This is a genomic window from Serratia proteamaculans (assembly GCF_949794035.1).
Classification (GTDB): Bacteria; Pseudomonadota; Gammaproteobacteria; order Enterobacterales; family Enterobacteriaceae; genus Serratia; species Serratia proteamaculans.
The window spans coordinates 161681-179076 of sequence record NZ_OX461105.1 but is presented as its reverse complement, the minus strand read 5'-3'; the positions used below and the strand labels follow the sequence as shown (position 1 = coordinate 179076).

13 protein-coding genes, 4 tRNA genes and 1 other RNA gene are annotated in these 17396 nt (G+C 55.6%); 4 read left to right on the top strand and 14 right to left on the bottom strand.

All coding sequences use genetic code 11. The features are described from left to right. Nucleotides 1-16: 16 nt before the first annotated feature. On the bottom strand, nucleotides 17-2569 hold the full coding sequence (locus tag QOT07_RS00785; protein WP_283602415.1) for a class I adenylate cyclase: 2553 nt from the start codon (nucleotides 2567-2569) through the stop codon (nucleotides 17-19). Between the two features lie 316 nt (nucleotides 2570-2885). Between QOT07_RS00785 and hemC the strand changes: the two genes are divergently transcribed. From hemC to hemY, 4 genes are read left to right on the top strand one after another with little or no spacing between them, the layout of a single operon-like run. Further along, nucleotides 2886-3827 carry a hydroxymethylbilane synthase gene (gene hemC, locus QOT07_RS00780; protein WP_207978572.1) on the top strand — a complete coding sequence of 314 codons (942 nt, stop codon included), beginning with the start codon at nucleotides 2886-2888 and terminating at the stop codon, nucleotides 3825-3827. Further along, the gene (hemD, locus tag QOT07_RS00775) at nucleotides 3824-4564 is read left to right on the top strand and encodes a uroporphyrinogen-III synthase (protein WP_129936270.1); all 741 of its coding nucleotides are present in this window, start codon (nucleotides 3824-3826) and stop codon (nucleotides 4562-4564) included. The genes hemC and hemD overlap by 4 nt, the downstream gene beginning before the upstream one ends. Before the next feature lie 23 nt (nucleotides 4565-4587). Then, nucleotides 4588-5712, top strand: coding sequence for a uroporphyrinogen-III C-methyltransferase (gene hemX, locus QOT07_RS00770; RefSeq protein WP_207978574.1), 1125 nt, complete (start codon nucleotides 4588-4590; stop codon nucleotides 5710-5712). Between the two features lie 3 nt (nucleotides 5713-5715). Continuing rightward, nucleotides 5716-6909, top strand: coding sequence for a protoheme IX biogenesis protein HemY (gene hemY / locus QOT07_RS00765; RefSeq protein ID WP_283602414.1), 1194 nt, complete (start codon nucleotides 5716-5718; stop codon nucleotides 6907-6909). A gap of 720 nt (nucleotides 6910-7629) precedes the next feature. On the opposite strand, the gene QOT07_RS00760 is transcribed toward hemY, so the two are convergent. The 13 genes from QOT07_RS00760 to rfbA form a co-directional block, all read right to left on the bottom strand. Continuing rightward, nucleotides 7630-7757: non-coding RNA, RtT sRNA (locus QOT07_RS00760), on the bottom strand. Nucleotides 7758-7788: 31 nt separating this feature from the next. Next, nucleotides 7789-7865: transfer RNA gene (locus QOT07_RS00755), tRNA-Pro, on the bottom strand. 76 nt (nucleotides 7866-7941) lie between these two features. Beyond that, a tRNA-Leu gene (locus QOT07_RS00750) sits at nucleotides 7942-8028 on the bottom strand. 43 nt (nucleotides 8029-8071) lie between these two features. Next, nucleotides 8072-8147, bottom strand: a tRNA-His gene (locus tag QOT07_RS00745). Nucleotides 8148-8206: 59 nt separating this feature from the next. Then, a tRNA-Arg gene (locus tag QOT07_RS00740) sits at nucleotides 8207-8283 on the bottom strand. Between the two features lie 135 nt (nucleotides 8284-8418). Next, nucleotides 8419-9822 (bottom strand): bifunctional threonine/serine APC transporter ThrP, encoded by a 1404-nt coding sequence (gene thrP / locus QOT07_RS00735; RefSeq protein WP_099062183.1) that lies wholly within the window; start codon nucleotides 9820-9822, stop codon nucleotides 8419-8421. Nucleotides 9823-10189: 367 nt separating this feature from the next. Beyond that, nucleotides 10190-10930: a lipopolysaccharide N-acetylmannosaminouronosyltransferase gene (wecG, locus tag QOT07_RS00730; protein WP_099062184.1), complete on the bottom strand. Its 741-nt coding sequence runs from the start codon at nucleotides 10928-10930 to the stop codon at nucleotides 10190-10192. Nucleotides 10931-10943: 13 nt separating this feature from the next. Then, nucleotides 10944-12320, bottom strand: coding sequence for an ECA oligosaccharide polymerase (gene wzyE / locus QOT07_RS00725; protein ID WP_283602413.1), 1377 nt, complete (start codon nucleotides 12318-12320; stop codon nucleotides 10944-10946). Beyond that, on the bottom strand, nucleotides 12317-13402 hold the full coding sequence (locus QOT07_RS00720; RefSeq protein WP_283602412.1) for a TDP-N-acetylfucosamine:lipid II N-acetylfucosaminyltransferase: 1086 nt from the start codon (nucleotides 13400-13402) through the stop codon (nucleotides 12317-12319). Before QOT07_RS00720 ends, wzyE begins: the two co-directional genes overlap by 4 nt. Then, on the bottom strand, nucleotides 13399-14649 hold the full coding sequence (gene wzxE / locus QOT07_RS00715; RefSeq protein WP_261259638.1) for a lipid III flippase WzxE: 1251 nt from the start codon (nucleotides 14647-14649) through the stop codon (nucleotides 13399-13401). The genes QOT07_RS00720 and wzxE overlap by 4 nt, the downstream gene beginning before the upstream one ends. A gap of 1 nt (nucleotide 14650) precedes the next feature. Beyond that, nucleotides 14651-15781, bottom strand: coding sequence for a dTDP-4-amino-4,6-dideoxygalactose transaminase (rffA, locus tag QOT07_RS00710; protein WP_261428195.1), 1131 nt, complete (start codon nucleotides 15779-15781; stop codon nucleotides 14651-14653). Next, complete coding sequence (gene rffC, locus QOT07_RS00705; RefSeq protein WP_283602411.1) at nucleotides 15768-16499, bottom strand: dTDP-4-amino-4,6-dideoxy-D-galactose acyltransferase; 732 nt, start codon at nucleotides 16497-16499, stop codon at nucleotides 15768-15770. The genes rffA and rffC overlap by 14 nt, the downstream gene beginning before the upstream one ends. After that, entirely contained in the window at nucleotides 16477-17358 is an 882-nt protein-coding gene (gene rfbA / locus QOT07_RS00700; protein WP_085115768.1) for a glucose-1-phosphate thymidylyltransferase RfbA, read from the bottom strand. Before rfbA ends, rffC begins: the two co-directional genes overlap by 23 nt. Between the last annotated feature and the right edge of the window lie 38 nt (nucleotides 17359-17396).

Genomic DNA, 17396 nt, shown 5'->3' with positions numbered 1-17396 from the left:
GCGAGCCCCTGTAATGTCAGTGTAGCTGGAACTGCTGTTTCAGCGGCTGAGCGGAACCATCGGTCAGCGGCACACACAGGCTCGACAACACGTTGCTGCGGAACGGGATCACCTGAGTGCGGCCATCAAGCTGCACTATCTGGTAGAACTGCGGCAAATTGAAGTTGATAAAGCTGGAGCCGTAGGTGAAGCGATCGTGCGAGGAAGAATAGAAACGGCTGACGTCACGCACCAGCTCTTCTTTACTGCCTTCACAATGGTGGTAAACCTCAACCCGGTTCGACTCATCCAGAATATAGATGTTAAAGCCCTTGTCGTCCGAGGTGTCTTCAAAGAAGAACTGAATGATCCCCTCACTGGCGAAGCCATCCACAACCGGCGGCAAATGCACCTGATCGGTTTCCACTTTGATCGACAGGCCGTGCAATTTGTTGTTGGAAATAGCGCCATAGAATTCCACCGCGTTTTCCAGCTTCTGTACCGATACGCTTAACCGTTCGAAGAACAGGCCCCAGGTCTGACCGGCAACGCGTACCGCTTTAAAGCGGCCCGGCTCCAGTCGGGTACTCGACAGACGCAGTTCAATGCACTCTGACACCAATTGCTGGATGCGGGTACGGATCAGGCCGCGCAGATGCTGACTGTAGCAGAACACCTCCACCGATTCCGGCGGGGCGGCGTCCTGATGCATTTTGCCAAGAATGGTCTTCAAGGCTTCCAACACCGATTGCTCACCGCTGAAATGCAGAGTACGCACTTCGTTCCAGGAGTTGCGGTACAGCAGGTCGATACTGCCCACCAGGCATTGCTGCTGCTGGCCGAAGCTGAACACGTCAAGCTTGCGGAAATCGAAATGCACCACCTGATTGCGGAAGGCGGCGGTCGGATCGTTTTCCAGATTGACAATAATCGCCAGATGGCGAATTTCACACGGGCTGTACAAGGCTTTTGGCGTAGGTGCGGCCAGCCGCAGCGGGAAATGGTGCGACACGTCGGCCACCAGTTCCTGCAGTTTGGCGGTGTCGCACAGATTGCCGCTCTTGATGTGTAAACGGGTCTTCGGCGTCAGCAAGCCGTTGAAATAGGCCCAGGCCACCAGTTTGTTCAGGTAGCGGTTATATTCCAGCGGTTGATGGCTGACGATCGAGTCCATGGCCGGTGCCTGATTGTACAGGTACCAGCCGGTGCGGTTGGCGCGGCCAATCGGCACGTGAATAAAGGTTAAATCGTCTTCTGACAGGTCCGGCGAGATCTGCGGGTTCACCAACGTCACCTTGCCGGGCAGCGCTTCAAACGCGGCGTACAGCTTGCGGGTCAGCACGCCGATATCCTGCGGGCTGGCACTGACACTGAGATTATTACGACGGGCAAAGCGGATCAGGTTGCGATAGCTTTGCATCATCGCATCCAACAGTTCGTTGTGCGCTTCACGCACCCGTTCGATTTTCCAGTTGGCGCGGTTATCCAGGATCGCCAGACGCTCTTCGTCCCAGCCCCATTCGCTGACCAACTGGCTGAGGATCTCACGACGCCAGCCGACGCACGCATTAGCGCGCGAAAGTTTTTCACAGACTTTCAGGTAGAAACAGCGGCGGACCAGATCGAGGCGGGTGGTATCGTTGATTTCATTCAGATAATGCGTAACGCGTTCGAGCATCATACAGTAGGAGTCGAGACCGAAGCAGACGATTTCGCCCTGATGCAGGCGTTGCTTGATGTCCATCGCCAACAGCTGAGTATTCGGGTATTCCCAGGAATAGGCTTCCAGCAGCAGGGTCTTCAACACCGCCTTGTAAGGCGAGTCGATGCTTTTGTACAGCTGCCACAGGCTGGCGCCGAAGTATTCTTCCGCCGACAGCGTGCTCAGGCCGCCGAGATCCAGCCACTCGTTCGGCGTTAGCGCACCTTGCGAGTACAGCGACAGCACATATTCATCGTAATGCGCTTCTTCTTCGCCCGGCACCATGTTCCACAAAATGCGTTTGCCGGCCAGGCGCACCGCGGTGCGGTAAAATTCGTCCAGCAGCAGGATATGTTGGGTGGAACCGCAGTCTTCACCGCCCAGGCTGCCACTTTCGTTATGGCGGAAGCGGTTTTCATCGATCAGGAAGAAGCTGACTTCCACCCCCATCGACGCTGCCCATTTTTCCAACAGGCTGCATTTCTGCTGCAGGCGGTTACGCTCTTCGTTATCCAGCCAGGACTGGTGGCACACCCAGATGTCGAGATCCGAGCTGCAACTCTGGCCGATCGACGACGTGCTGCCCATCGAATAAACCCCGGTAATCGGCAGTTCACCGCTGGCCAGCTTGTCAAACGGGCTGCCCCATTTGTCTTCTAAATCGTTGAGGTATTCTTGCTGGGTTTCATCAGGCGTGTAGATACAGACGCCATGGGGAACGTTACCGTTCAGATAACCTGGCATCAGTGGGTGGTGGTGGTGCAGTAAGGTAGGCAGCAGACTGTATACCCGTTGGAACGCGGGCTTCATGGCCGCTAGGGCGCGATCGATGCGTAATTGATTGATCGCATCCAGTCTCTGCTTCAGTGTCTCGATGTAGAGGTACAAGACGTCTCGCCTGATTATCCCGGTATTTAGAAAAAAACCCGTATTCCATAAGCGCCGTTAGTATTGGAAGAATATTTGGCAACTTATTGCTGGAAACGTGATCAATCTAACACCTTGCTGATTGACCGTAAAGGAGGTAACGCTTCACTATTATTGTTGCGCCACTCCAAACGATTTACCCGCAGTGTTAACTGCCCCAAAACACATCACACGTCCCGTTGATTCCGTTGTCCTTTATTCGCCTGTGGCTTCTTGCACTGACAGTTTTCACACTCAGTGGTAGGATGAACAGCGAATTATAAAAACGGTAACAAGCATGTTAGACAAAATTATTCGAATTGCCACCCGACAAAGCCCACTCGCTCTCTGGCAGGCACATTATGTGCAGCAGCGTCTGATGGCCAGCCACCCTGGCCTGCAGGTCGAACTGGTACCGATGGTCACGCGGGGCGACATTATTCTGGATACGCCGCTGGCTAAAGTCGGCGGTAAAGGGCTGTTTGTTAAGGAACTTGAGCTGGCGTTACTGGATGGCCGCGCGGATATCGCCGTCCATTCGATGAAAGACGTGCCGGTAGATTTTCCCGCGGGCCTGGGTTTGGTGACCATTTGTGAGCGTGACGATCCGCGTGACGCATTTGTATCCAATCGTTTCGCCTCGCTCGATCAACTGCCGCTGGGCAGCGTGGTCGGCACCTCCAGCCTGCGCCGTCAGTGCCAGTTACGTGAACGTCGTCCGGACCTGATCGTGCGTGACCTGCGCGGCAACGTCGGTACCCGGTTGTCAAAACTGGACAACGGCGACTACGACGCCATTATTCTGGCGGTCGCCGGGCTCAAACGCCTGGGCCTGGAACAACGCATCCGTAGCCCGCTGAGCCCGGAAGAGTGCTTGCCGGCCGTCGGTCAGGGTGCAGTGGGCATTGAATGCCGCCTTGACGATGAAACCACCCGCGCGCTGTTGGCTCCACTCAATCACGCCGTAACCGAAACTCGTGTTCGCGCCGAACGGGCGATGAATACCCGACTGGAAGGCGGTTGCCAGGTACCGATCGGCAGCTATGCCGAACTGGATGGCGACAGCCTGTGGCTGCGTGCATTGGTCGGCTCCCCGGACGGCAGCCAGATGGTACGTGGCGAACGTCGCGGCCCCGCCGCGCAAGCGGAACAAATGGGCGTTGAGCTGGCGGAAGAGTTGCTGGCGCAGGGCGCCCGTGAAATTCTGCAGGATGTTTATCAAGGGAATCCCCCGGCATGACGATCCTGGTAACCCGCCCTTCTCCTTCGGGAGAGCAATTGGTGAGCCGACTGCGCGCGCTCGGCCGGGTTGCCTATCATGCCCCGTTGATCGACTTCGCCCCAGGCGGCGATCTGCCCAAACTGCCACAGGCGCTGCAGCAACTTAATGATGGCGATTTGGTGTTTATCCTGTCGCAGCATTCAGTCAGCTACGCCAACTCGGTGATGGGTCGCGTTGGGCTGCCATGGCCTGCCAGGCTGGCCTATTATGCTATCGGTCGCAACACCGCGCTGGCGATGCACCGCATCAGCAGCCTGCCGGTGGAGTACCCACGTGAGCAGGAGATCAGCGAAACGCTGCTTCTATTACCTGCCTTACAGAAGCTGGACGGCAAGCAGGCGCTGATCCTGCGCGGCAACGGCGGGCGCGAGCTGCTTGGCAACAGCCTGAGTGAACGTGGTGCCACCGTCAGCTATTATGAATGTTATCAACGCAGCCCGGTGCACTATGATGGCAGCGAGCAAAGCGCCCACTGGCAGCGTGCCGGTGTTGATACGCTGGTAGTCACCAGCGGTGAAATGTTACAACAGCTCTATACTTTAGTTCCTGATTACTACCGTTCATCGTGGCTGTTGCGTTGCCGCCTGGTAGTGGTGAGCGAACGCCTGGCTACCCTCGCCCAGGAATTGGGCTGGAGCACAATTCGGGTAGCTGATAACGCCGATAATGACGCGCTGATCCGCGCGCTACAATAAACCTGACTATGGGATGTGCCACTATGACGGAACAAAATACCCCCTCCGCCCCGGTTGAAGAGCCAACCCCAGTGGCTGATAGCCCCAAGCCACCCGACGCTGACAAGCGTAAAGGTAAAAATACCGGTCCAGTACTGGGCGCGATCGCCATCGTGCTGGTCATTGCCCTGGGCGCCGGCGGCTATTACCACACACATCAACAGGCACAGCAGTTGATCGCCGCCAATCAAACCTTGCAGCAACAGCTGGAAGCGCTGAAGCAGAGCCAACAGCAGGAAAGAAGCGCGCTGGAAGGTCTGTTGCAGCAACAGGGTAAAACGCTGGATGCCGCTGACCGCGAGCAAGCGACCCTGACGCGACAACTGAATGAGCTGCAAGAAAAAGTCGCCATCATCTCCGGCAGCGATGCCAAGACCTGGTTACTGGCACAGGCCGATTTCCTGGTGAAAATGGCCGGCCGTAAACTGTGGAGCGATCAGGACGTCACCACCGCCGCCGCTCTGCTGAAAAGCGCCGATGCCAGCCTGGCAGACATGAACGATCCGAGCCTGCTCGAAGTGCGCCGGGCGATTACCGAAGACGTCAGCACGCTGTCCACTCTGACCCAGGTAGATTTCGACGGCATCATTCTCAAGACCAATCAGTTATCCAATCAGGTTGATAACCTGCGCCTGGCGGATAACGACAATGACGAATCACCGATGGATCAGGACAGCAGCGAGCTATCCAGTTCGATCGGCGAGTGGCGGCAAAACCTGACCAAAAGCTGGCACAACTTTATGGCCGACTTTATTACCGTTCGCCGCCGTGATAGCAGTGCCGAACCGCTGCTGGCACCGAATCAGGATATTTACCTGCGTGAAAATATCCGTTCACGCCTGCTGGTGGCCGCGCAGGCAATTCCACGCCACCAGAACGAAGTGTATAAACAGTCGCTGGAAACCATCTCTACCTGGGTCCGCGCCTATTTCGATACTACCGACCCGGCCACGAAAGCTTTCCTGGAAGAGTTGGATACCCTGAGCCAGCAGTCGATCACCATGGACGTGCCGGATCAGCTGAAAAGCCAGCCACTGCTGGAAAAACTGATGCAGACCCGGGTGCGCAATCTGATGACCCAGTCCCCTGCTGCCCACCAGGAGGGATAAGCCATGTTACGCGTGCTATTTCTGTTCCTGGTGCTGATCGCAAGCGTGGTGGTCGGGCCGATGTTGGCCGGCCATCAGGGCTATGTGCTGATTCAGACCGATAACTACAATATCGAAACCAGCGTCACCGGCCTGGTGATCATGGGCGTCCTGCTGTTTGTCGTGCTGCTGGTGATCGAATGGATCCTGCGCCGCGTCTTCCGCACCGGCGCACGTACCCGCGGCTGGTTCCTGGGCCGCAAACGTAGCCGCGCGCGCAAGCAAACCAAGGCCGCGCTGATCAAACTGGCCGAAGGCGATTACAAGCAGGTCGAAAAACTGCTGACGCGCAATGCCGATCACGCCGAACAGCCGGTGGTGAACTACCTGCTGGCTGCCGAAGCTGCACAGCAACGCGGTGACGACTTCCGCACTAACCAGTACCTGGAACGTGCCGCCGAAGCCGCCGACACCGACCAGTTGCCGGTAGATATCACCCGCGTGCGCATCCAACTGGCGCAGGGAGAAAACCATGCTGCACGTCACGGTGTCGATCGCCTGCTGAACCAGGCACCGCGTCATCCGGAAGTGTTGCGTCTGGCGGAACTGGCTTATCTGCGCACCGGCGCTTTTGCCTCGTTGCTGGAGATCCTGCCGTCGATGAGCAAGATTAACCTGCATACCGAGGCTGAACTGCAGACCCTGCAGCAGCAGGCCTATATTGGCCTGATGAATCAGGCCATGGCAGATGAAGGCAGCGACGGTCTGAAACGCTGGTGGAAAGATCAGAGCCGCAAAACGCGCCATGAAGTTCCACTGCAAATTGCGATGGTGGATCACCTGATTGAATGCAATGACCACGAGCTGGCACAGGAAATCGTGCTCGATAGCCTGAAGCGCCAATATGATGAGCGTCTGGTGCTGTTGATCCCGCGTCTGAAGTCCGGCAATCCGCAACAGTTGGAGAAAGCGCTGCGCCAGCAGGTGAAACAGCATGGCGCCACACCGCTGCTGAACAGCACGCTGGGTCAGTTGTTGATGAAACACGGCGAGTGGCAACAGGCTGCCGATGCATTCCGGGAAGCGCTGAAACAGCGTCCGGATGCCTACGACTACGCCTGGCTGGCGGACGTACTGGATAAGCTGCACCGTTCCGATGAGGCTGCCCAGATGCGTCGTGAAGGCCTGATGTTGACCCTGAAGCAGAACGGCGAATAACGCGACAATGCATTGTCTTCAAGGCGCGCCCTGTGGGTGCGCCTTTTTTATCCTCTTTATTCTCTTACCGGGACATACGAACGCAGCCAACACAGATGCAGCTTCAAGTATGAAGGGGATAGGCAAAAAAAAACACTTGCCGCGGGGGCAAGTGTATAAAAAAGCAATCAGGTCTAGGACAACAGGGGCGGTGCCTCACTCAACGTTATGCCCGGAGTGTGATGTCGGGTTGCTAGCAACGCTGACATCGTTCTGGTGGGCAATAGGCACCCTAAATCGGCTCTGCGTCATTCCCAGGGTTTATGAAGCCTAAGGCGAACATAAGAGGTGGAATGAGCATCTACGGAATAGATATTGCACTTGGCGTGCCAACTTTGGGAGAAGTGCCGTTTAGCCTGAAGGAAATAAACTAAAACTATGAATTAAAAGCAATTTAAGCATCATATTAAATTTATCGCCTCTCATCGGGTATTACCCCACCCTCTCCCTGACCCCAGCAGATATGTCGCCTTATAACGACGACTTAAGCCAAAGTGATTTTTATCGTATTAAATCATGATGTTATATGTCTCAACCTGGCGACAATGCGCCGTGCCGATGTCGCTGAAAGCCAACACGACTCCAGAAACCAAAAGCAGGACAGCAGGAAGTTAAAAGTGAGGTTTACTGAATGGCAGAAAGCGAAAAGCCCGTTCATTGCTGAACGGGCTTTTCTGAAGGTGGTCGGCGAGAGAGGATGACTGCATCTGCGATGCTGCCCTGCGGGCCGTTGCTAAAGCAACGTTGTCTCGCTGCGCTCGGCTCAAACCTCCTTCGGAGGTGCTCATCCTATAAACTACAGATGTAAAAAAACCCGCTAAAAGCGGGTTTTCTTGAATGTGGTCGGCGAGAGAGGATTCGAACCTCCGACCCACTGGTCCCAAACCAGTTGCGCTACCAAGCTGCGCTACTCGCCGATTTCTTGTTGCAGATACTACCGAATTTTATCGCTTATGTCTATGTAAATATTAAATTTATTAGACATTTTGTGTGTGGTGCGAAGAGAGGGACTTGAACCCTCACGTCCGTAAGAACACTAACACCTGAAGCTAGCGCGTCTACCAATTCCGCCACCTTCGCACAGTCACAAAACAGCTTACAATTCTTCACTTCTCTTAGGAAGTGGGGTGGCTAATGGGACTCGAACCCACGACAACTGGAATCACAATCCAGGGCTCTACCAACTGAGCTATAGCCACCATTACTTCTTAACTTCACGCGGTAATACTACCACCGCAGCTCTTGCACACAAACTTAATGGTGCGCCCGACAGGATTCGAACCTGAGACCTCTGCCTCCGGAGGGCAGCGCTCTATCCAGCTGAGCTACGGGCGCATAGCGCCGTTGCGGGAGGGGATACTACGGTTTTAACCCAATCCTGTCTAGTGCTTTTTCGCAGAAATGTTGCGTTTGATTACGCTTTGCTCACTCCCGCGCAGGAAAGGGCTCTCCGTAGCCCCTTTTGACCGGTTATTGCTGGGTTTCTGTCCGTTTTTCAGCCGGATGATGTTTCTTGTGCATACCGAAAGCAAAGTAGCACAGACTGACTGCTGCTAAGAATATTGCCCCGACCAGCAGAGAAATACGCGTATCCGGGTTAATTCCCATGCCGATCAGCACGCAGACCAGGAAAGCGATGGTCAGATAGTTCACATAGGGGAACATAATTGACTTAAAGCTGTGGGTTTTGATCGCTTCCTTATGGGCGCGGCGGAAATACAGCTGGCTGATAAGCACCACAAACCACGGCACCATGCCCGGCAGCACGCTGGCACTGTAAACGTAGACGAACACCGCCTGCGGATTGGGGATCAGATAATTCAAGCAGGAACCGACCAGCAAACAGGCGATGGTCACGGCAATACAGTTCACCGGCACGCCGCTGGCAGACAGTCGGGTCAGCGAGGCGGGCAATTGACGGTTCTTGGCCAACGCGTACAGCATACGCCCCCCGCTATACATGCCGCTGTTGCAGCCAGAGAGTGCGGCGGTCAGCACCACAAAGTTAATGATACCGGCGGCGGCAACGATGCCGATTTTGGCAAAGGTCAGCACGAACGGACTGCCGGCGGTGCCAATACCGTTCCATGGGAAGATGGTGACAATGACAAAAATGGCGCCGACGTAGAAGATCAGGATGCGCCACAGGATATTATTAATTGCGCGTTTCAGCGTGACCTGCGGGTTCTTGGCCTCACCGGCGGTAATACCGACCAGTTCAACCCCCTGATAGGATGCCACGACAATACACAACGCAAACAGGAAACCCTTCCAGCCACCGGCAAAGAAACCACCGTGTTCGGTCAGGTTGGCAAAACCGATAGGCTGCCCCCCGTTACCAAAACCAAACAAGATCACCCCCAGCCCCACCAAAATCATCACAATAATGGTGGTCACCTTGATCATGGCAAACCAAAACTCCAGCTCGCCGTACAGGCGTACCGCCGCCACATTAGCCAACGCCACCATCGCTACGGCGATCAGCGCCGGTAGCCACTGCGGGATCTCCGGGAACCAGAACTGCACGTAGACCCCAATGGCGGTAATTTCCGAGATCCCGACGGCAATCCACATAAACCAATAGCCCCAGGCAGTCAGGTAGCCAAAGTACGGACTCATATATTTATGTGCATAAACAGCAAAGGAGCCCGCGACCGGCTCCAGGAACAGCATCTCGCCCATCGAACGCATAATAAAGAACACGAACAGCCCGGCGATGATATAAGCCAATAACACCGACGGCCCCGCCCATTTCAGCGTACTGGCCGAGCCCATAAACAGGCCGACACCAATGGTGCCGCCCAGAGCAATCAGCTCGATATGCCGGGCTTCCAGCCCCCGGTGTAGTCCTTGCGGTTTTTCAGTGTGTGGCATAAATCCTCGATAATATTCTTTTGATTGTGTCTGCATGCCGGCCGTTACCGGTCGTTATTGTTTTAATGAAAAATAGCGTAAATCATCTCCCGCCGCGTTGGCGGTCATCAACTTGTGATGGGGCTATCTTACGGCGAGAAAAACGTCGTTCAGCGCGACCGTATCAGGCGCCAACAGCTGGGGGTAATTTCAGGGCGGTATCGTTTCGCATTTTGCCGCTATAAGCAAACCGCAAGTTAAAACTTTATGGAATAAACACAAGGGGGTTTAGCGGCTGAGGTTATAGAATGTTGGAAAATTGGCCACAAAGCAGGTTATTTGAACAACTTGTTGCGCCGGGACAGAATAATCCGCCCCGGCACCTTCATCACATCTTGCCGCGATAATAGTAACTCACGAATTTCAGCAACCGCAGTTGGCGCCCGATGCGGCTCGGCTGGCTGAGCAGCCGATAGAGCCACTCCAGGCCGAGGTTCTGCCAAACCTTGGGTGCACGCTTCACGTGCCCGGTGAACACGTCGTAGGTCCCGCCTACGCCCATATACAACGCCTGGGGGTGTACCTTGCGACAGTCACGCATCAGGATTTCCTGTTTCGGTGACCCCATGGCAACCGTCACTATGGCGGCACCGCTGGCGCGGATACGCTCAAACAGCGACTCACGCTGTTCCGGCTTGAAATAACCGTCCTGGCTACCGACCAAATTCACATTCCACTGGCTGCGCAGCTTCTGTTCGGTTTCTGCCAGCACCGACGGCTTGCCGCCAATCAGAAATACTGGCGTACCCTCACGCCCGGCGCGTTGCATCAGCGCTTCCCACAGATCGGCTCCGGCTACGCGTGACACATCGGCTCCCGGATATTTCCGGCGAATTGACCGTACCATGCTGATACCGTCGGCATACTTGTACTCGGCCTCATCCAGCAAGGCATGCAGCTCAGTATCCTGTTCCGCCGTCAGAATTTTTTCGGCGTTCATGGCGACCAGCGTGCCTCGCTTTACGTGGCCACCGTCGAACAGAAAATCCATGCACTGCGCCATATCGCGAAATCCCCACAGGCTGAAACCGCGCAGCTCGTATTTGGGCACCGAGATTTTTGCTTCCATCTTGTTATTACCCTTACAAAAGGCCGTCGGCCTGCACGGATGAAGCAGGACGACTCAGCGTTCGCGAACGCAGCACCCGCACCTTAATCAATCCGGCAGTATCAAACAGCCAATACAGCAATTTTGCCATCAGCAAACAGGCGCCGAAAATGAGGCAGAAGAACACCACCCGCGAGACAAACGAATCCACCCCTTCTCGCGCCAATACGATGATATTGAATACCGCACCAAAGCAGAAACCCTGCAATATGGCGGCTTTATAAGGGTTCGACTCGCTTTTGCCCATTTCATACAGCCAGTCGAACCATTTGATGATCATCCCCACCAGCACCGCGCCAACAGGAATGAACAACGCGCCGCCCATCACCACCAGCGAACCAATCAGCGTCGGTGAAATGGCCAGGCCGGAATGGTTATTCAGGACTTCCCAGGTGAAGTAGTTAGCGGTGTTCAACACCGTGTCCGGTCGGCCCGGCCACAGCCAGGCTGGAATGAACACGTAGAAATCACGCACTATCGGCGCCAGCCCCTGGAAATCAATCTTGTCGTAGTTTTGCAGCAATAACGCCAGGTTTTCCCACGGCGAGAAGGTGTCTCGCGTCAGATAAAGAAAGGTATAAAACGCTTCGGGGCCACTGACGTCCAGGCTATAGCGCTTTAACGCCAGCCAGAACATGCCGACAATACCGAACACGCCCGCGGCCACCAACATCCACAGCGAGATCCAGCCGCGTACAATGCCGATAAACAGGAACAGTGAGAAGGCAATAATGATGTTGGCGCGGGTGCCGCCGACAATCACATAAGTGAGGATGCCAAAAGCCACCGTCGCTGCCAGGAAAAAGAACCAGGCTCGCAGATCTTGCTTCAGGAAATACACCACCAGCATCGCCGGAATGAAGAAATAGAAGAACCGCTTGAGCGCTACGCCAGCCACGTCACTGGAGAAGATCTGGCTGTAAGAATTGAGTTTGAACAGCAGGAAGCCGTTTTGCAGGAAGAAAATGCCGACGGTAACCATCGCCACCAATGCCAGCAGGATCCAGGTCAGATGGGTTTCAACCCGGTTCATGCTGAATACCGGTTTACGCGGCTGCACGCTACGCTTTCGCAGCCGGGTTTTATAGCTTACGTAGTAAATCGCATAAAACGCGGTAGCCGAGAGGATGGCGTACAACAAGAATTCTACCGGCACCACCTCAACGTCAAACTGAAACACCAACAGGCAGGTTAGCGGGAAGCCGAAGTAAAACGTCAGCAAATACAGCAGCGAAAAGAAGACGTTGAAATTAAAGCGGACGCGCCGAAACTCCTGGTAGGTCAACGTCAGAACAAACAACGCACCGATCAGGTAGACGACGAATAACCCGCCAAATTGCGCCAGCGTCATGAATTATCCCCTGCCGCCAGGGTTAATGCCTGTTGCCAGCCATCAACGTAGTTGGGATTAAAGAAGGCAATCGCCTGCTTATCGACGGACGCCAGCTGGCGTTGCGCTTCACGCACTACCGCCTCATCCAGCGAATCACCATAGAACAACACCGGCAAGTGCTGCTCCGCCAGATCCTGCCAGAACGGGTTCTGTCGGCTCAGCACGAACGGCACACCAAACTGGATCAGCAGACACAGCGTGCCAATCCCCTGCTGACGGTTAAAGATAAAGTAGCCGAGGTCGCACTCGCGCAGGATATTCAGGTAGTCGTCGAACGCCACCTGCTGCGTCAGTACCTGCAGGTTCTTGGCGCTGAACAGCGCCAGCCCGGCAGCGCGGACCTGTTCAATGTAAGCGTCGTTATTAGCCGGATAGCCCATCGGCAGGATCACGCGCACATCTGGGCCAAACTGCTGGTGAATCGCTTTCAGTGCCTCAACGTGGCGGTTGGTGCGATCGCCGGAGTTCCCCACCAGAATGGTCATCGGCCCGGCCAGATTTTTCTCTACGCTGACACCGGTCAATGCCGGATCCATCCGCGTCGGGAAATACAGCAGGGAGGCCGGTACGCGGGCATGTCGCTGCTGGTAGTGGATCACATCGCCACGGGTCGCGAATACGTGCCCCACCCGCCCCTGTGCAATACGGCGCAGCAAATAGAACAGGCGGAATTTCCAACTGGTGGCGTTTTCATACAAATCGGCGCCCCAGATATGCCAGCTCACCTGCTGGGCTTTGATTTTACCGCTCAGCAATGCCAACCACAGCGTCGGGTTAAACTGACCGTGCAGGAAGAAACGCGTCTTGCGATCGGCCTGGGCACGGGCAATCACCGCCATCGCCAGGCTTTTCTTATCCGGATGATATTCAATGTTCAGTTCAGGGAGCGGCCCCAAGGCGGCGGCATCTTTGGCGGCCACCATGAAATGGCGTGTCTGATCGGACGGCAGGCGCTTCGCCAACACGTCGTTGAAGAAACGCAGCACCGTCTGATTGTGATGCGGGATGTCAGATCCCAATACGTGAATCAGTGTAGTCATACTCGTCTACGATAAAGAATAAATACGCAGCTACAGAGCGTGAAATACACAATGTAGGTTGCCATGTAAGCCTGTGCCGCACCCAGCGCGCCGTGCAAGGGGATTAACCAATGCGAGAACAGCGTCAACAGCAGGAACTGGCTGACTTCGGTCAGGATATAAAAACGCAGCGACGCCTTGGCGATAACCAGGTAACCAAACACATAGGCACCGACCTTCAGCACATCCCCCACCAGTTGCCAGGCGAACAGATCGCGCATTGCGACGAACTTGTCCGTGAACAGCAGCCAGATGGCGAAATCGCGTAGCAGCCAGACGGTGAAACTTGCCGCCGCCACCGCAGGCAGCACAAATTTCAGCGAGCGCACAATCTCCTGAGAGATGGCACTTTTTTCCTTCAACCGCGACAGCGTCGGCAGCAAATAGACGGTAAAGGAAGCGGTGATAAACTGTAGGTACGCGTCGGAAATGCTGCTGACGCCCTGCCAAATCCCCACCTCATCCCAACCGTAATCACGGGCCAGCAGGTTACGCATCATCACATAGGCCACCGGCAGCGTCACTGAAGTGATCAGCGCCATGATGGTGAACTTGCCGAGATGGCTGGCCAGCGCCTTGTCCCATGCCAGCGCCAGATAGCTCAGCGGCAGGGTTTTGCGCCGCCACAGCATAAAGCCGGCGGGCAACACCACTAATGCCGGTACTAACGCCAACCCCGCCAGCGCACCTTCATAGCCACCCAGCTTAAAGCACAGGTAGTAGGCCACCACGCCAATCAGGCTGCCGCCAATCACCGCCAGCGCATTGCCCATCGCGTCGCGGTAGCCCTTCAGCACCGCCATAAACAGGTTGGCGTAGGCAATGCCCATCTGAATAAAGGCCACCGCCCGCACCACGCCAACATAATCAGCATGGCCGAACAGCCCGATACTGATCGGTTCTGCCGCGAACAAGAACACCAGCGCCAACAGCGTGGAAAAGCCCAGCACGATAGTTGACGCCGTGCCGACGGCCAGTTTCAACCGCTGCGGATCCTGATGGTATTCGGCAACGTACTTAGTGATGCCATTAAAAATCCCGGCACCGGACAGCACGCCCAGCACGGTAATCAACTGGCGGAAGTTACCCGCCTGCCCAACCCCGCTGGGGCCAAACGCCACCGCCAGCAGTTTCACCACCAACAGTCCCACGCCAATCTTGATCAGCGTGGAACCGGCGGTCCAAATCGATGCTTTTGCCAGCGACATATCAGGCGAAGAAGCTGAGAATGGTATTGATCACCGTGCGCTGAGTGATATCAGTCATATTGTAGAACAATGGCAAACGGACCAGACGTGCGCTCTCTTGGCTGGTGAAGCGATCTTCACCGGCAAAGCGGCCGAAACGATCGCCCGCCGGGCAATCGTGCAGCGGAATGTAATGGAACACCGTCATGATCTCGGCTTCTTTCATGTAATCGATAAACGCCGTACGGTCTTCAACATCGCGCAATTTGATATAGAACATGTGAGCGTTTTGCACACAGTCCGCCGGGATGGTCGGCAGCACAATGCGGCCCGCCTCGGCTAACGGCTGCAAGCTGTCATAGTACTGTTGCCACAGCTTCAGACGGCGTTGGTTGATAGCTTCGGCCGCTTCCAGTTGGCCCCACAGATAAGCGGCCTGCAAATCTGACATCAGATAGCTGGAACCGATATCACGCCAGGTGTACTTGTCCACCTGGCCGCGGAAGAACTGGCTGCGGTTGGTGCCTTTCTCCCGAATGACTTCCGCCCGGTCAATCAACGCCGGATCGTTAATCAGCGTGGCACCGCCCTCACCGCCTGCGGTGTAGTTTTTGGTTTCGTGGAAGCTAAAGCAGCCAATATGACCGATGGTACCGAGCGCCTTCCCCTTGTAGGTGGACATCACGCCCTGCGCAGCATCTTCCACCACGAACAGCTTGTACTTTGCCGCCAGAGCCATGATGGTGTCCATTTCGCAGGCTACGCCAGCGTAATGCACCGGCACAATGGCACGGGTCTTATCGGTGATAGCCGCTTCGATCTTGCTCTCATCGATGTTCATGGTGTCCGGACGCAGGTCGACAAACACCACGGTAGCGCCGCGCAGCACAAAAGCATTGGCGGTGGAAACAAAGGTGAAGCTTGGCATGATCACTTCATCGCCCGGCTGAATATCCAGCAGGATCGCCGCCATCTCCAGTGAGGCAGTACAGGACGGCGTCAACAGCACCTTCGGGCTGCCAAAGCGCTGTTCCATCCACTGCTGGCAACGACGGGTAAAACCACCGTCACCACACAGCTTGCCACTGCTCATCGCAGCCTGCATATAGTCAAGTTCAGTGCCAACAACCGGTGGTGCGTTAAATGGGATCATGTCTTCCTCTGTATAACCAATACGAGGTGCTTTCAATAGCAGCACCCTGTCGTTGATAGAGCCGTAGTGCGGCGATATTACCGAACTGAGTCGCAACCCGCAGACGCTGCAACGCCCCTTGCCGGCACTCTGCAATGGCCGCCGCCATCAATCGCGAGCCTATTCCTTTGCCTGCCGCGCCGGGGAACGCCGCCAACAGGCCGATTCTGGCCTCCTGGCCACCCAGTTCACGCAGGCTGACGAAGCCTTCCGGCTGCCCAGTATCGTCCAGTGCCAGCAGACACTGATGGTCAAATGTCCCCAATACCGCCTTTTCTATCCATTCGGCATAAAAGCGGCCGCTATCCTGGGAGTGATACCAGGGGGCGCGGAAACGGCTGGCGGTGAACACGCTGGCTGCCGCCGCGCGCAGCATCGGGATATCAGCCGATACCGCCGGACGAATCGCCTGCGGAGTCACTCTCTGGGAGGATGCACATTCCGTGCCGATATTCAGCACCAGATCGACTTCGCCTTCTACCAGTTGGAAACCCAAACGGGCCAAGCCGTCCGCCCAGGCCGTTTGATGCGCAAGAATTTTAGCCTGTACCAAGGTATAAGCGGCCAGATCGGCCTCGATGAGCACCGGGGCAGGCGTAGAAAAGTTGAGTTTGGCGCTGTTAAGGGCGAAAAACTCGGTTTCCCAGGCTAAGGGCTCAATACTGGCGTGGACGCGCATGCAGCAGATCCAGCAGGTACTTGCCATAACCGGTTTTCAGCAACGCTTGGGCAGCGCGCTTAACTCCATCATCGTCCAGCCAGCCGTTGCGCCAGGCAATCTCTTCCAGACAGGCAATTTTGAAGCCCTGACGTTTTTCCACCGTCTGCACAAAGCTGCTGGCTTCCAGCAGACTGTCATGAGTACCGGTATCCAGCCAGGCGAAACCACGTCCCAACAGTTCAACCGTCAGTTCACCACGCTCCAGATACATCTGGTTAATGCTGGTGATCTCCAACTCGCCGCGCTCCGAAGGCTTGACCTGTTTGGCGAACTCCACCACCTGGCTATCGTAAAAATACAGCCCGGTCACCGCCCAATTGGATTTAGGCTCTTTCGGCTTTTCTTCGATCGACAGCGCACGGAAATTATCGTCAAACTCCACGACGCCAAAGCGCTCAGGATCCATCACCTGATAACCAAACACGGTGGCGCCTTGCGTACGGGCAGCAACCGTTTTCAGTTTCGGACTAAACCCTTGACCAAAATAAATATTATCGCCCAGCACCAGGCAGCTTGGTTCGCCGTTCAGGAACTCTTCGCCAAGCAGAAACGCCTGCGCCAGGCCGTCAGGGCTGGGTTGTTCGGCATAGCTGAGATTAATGCCAAACTCTTCGCCGCTACCCAACAAGCGTCTGAACGAAGGTAAATCTTCCGGAGTAGAGATGATCAAAATATCGCGGATCCCCGCCAGCATCAGCACCGACAACGGATAGTAGATCATTGGTTTGTCGTAAATAGGTAACAGCTGCTTGGAGACGCCGCGGGTAATCGGATGTAAACGCGTGCCGGAACCGCCCGCCAGAATAATACCTTTCATACTCACTCCAGACTCACAGGGCCGCTACCCTAGCAGCG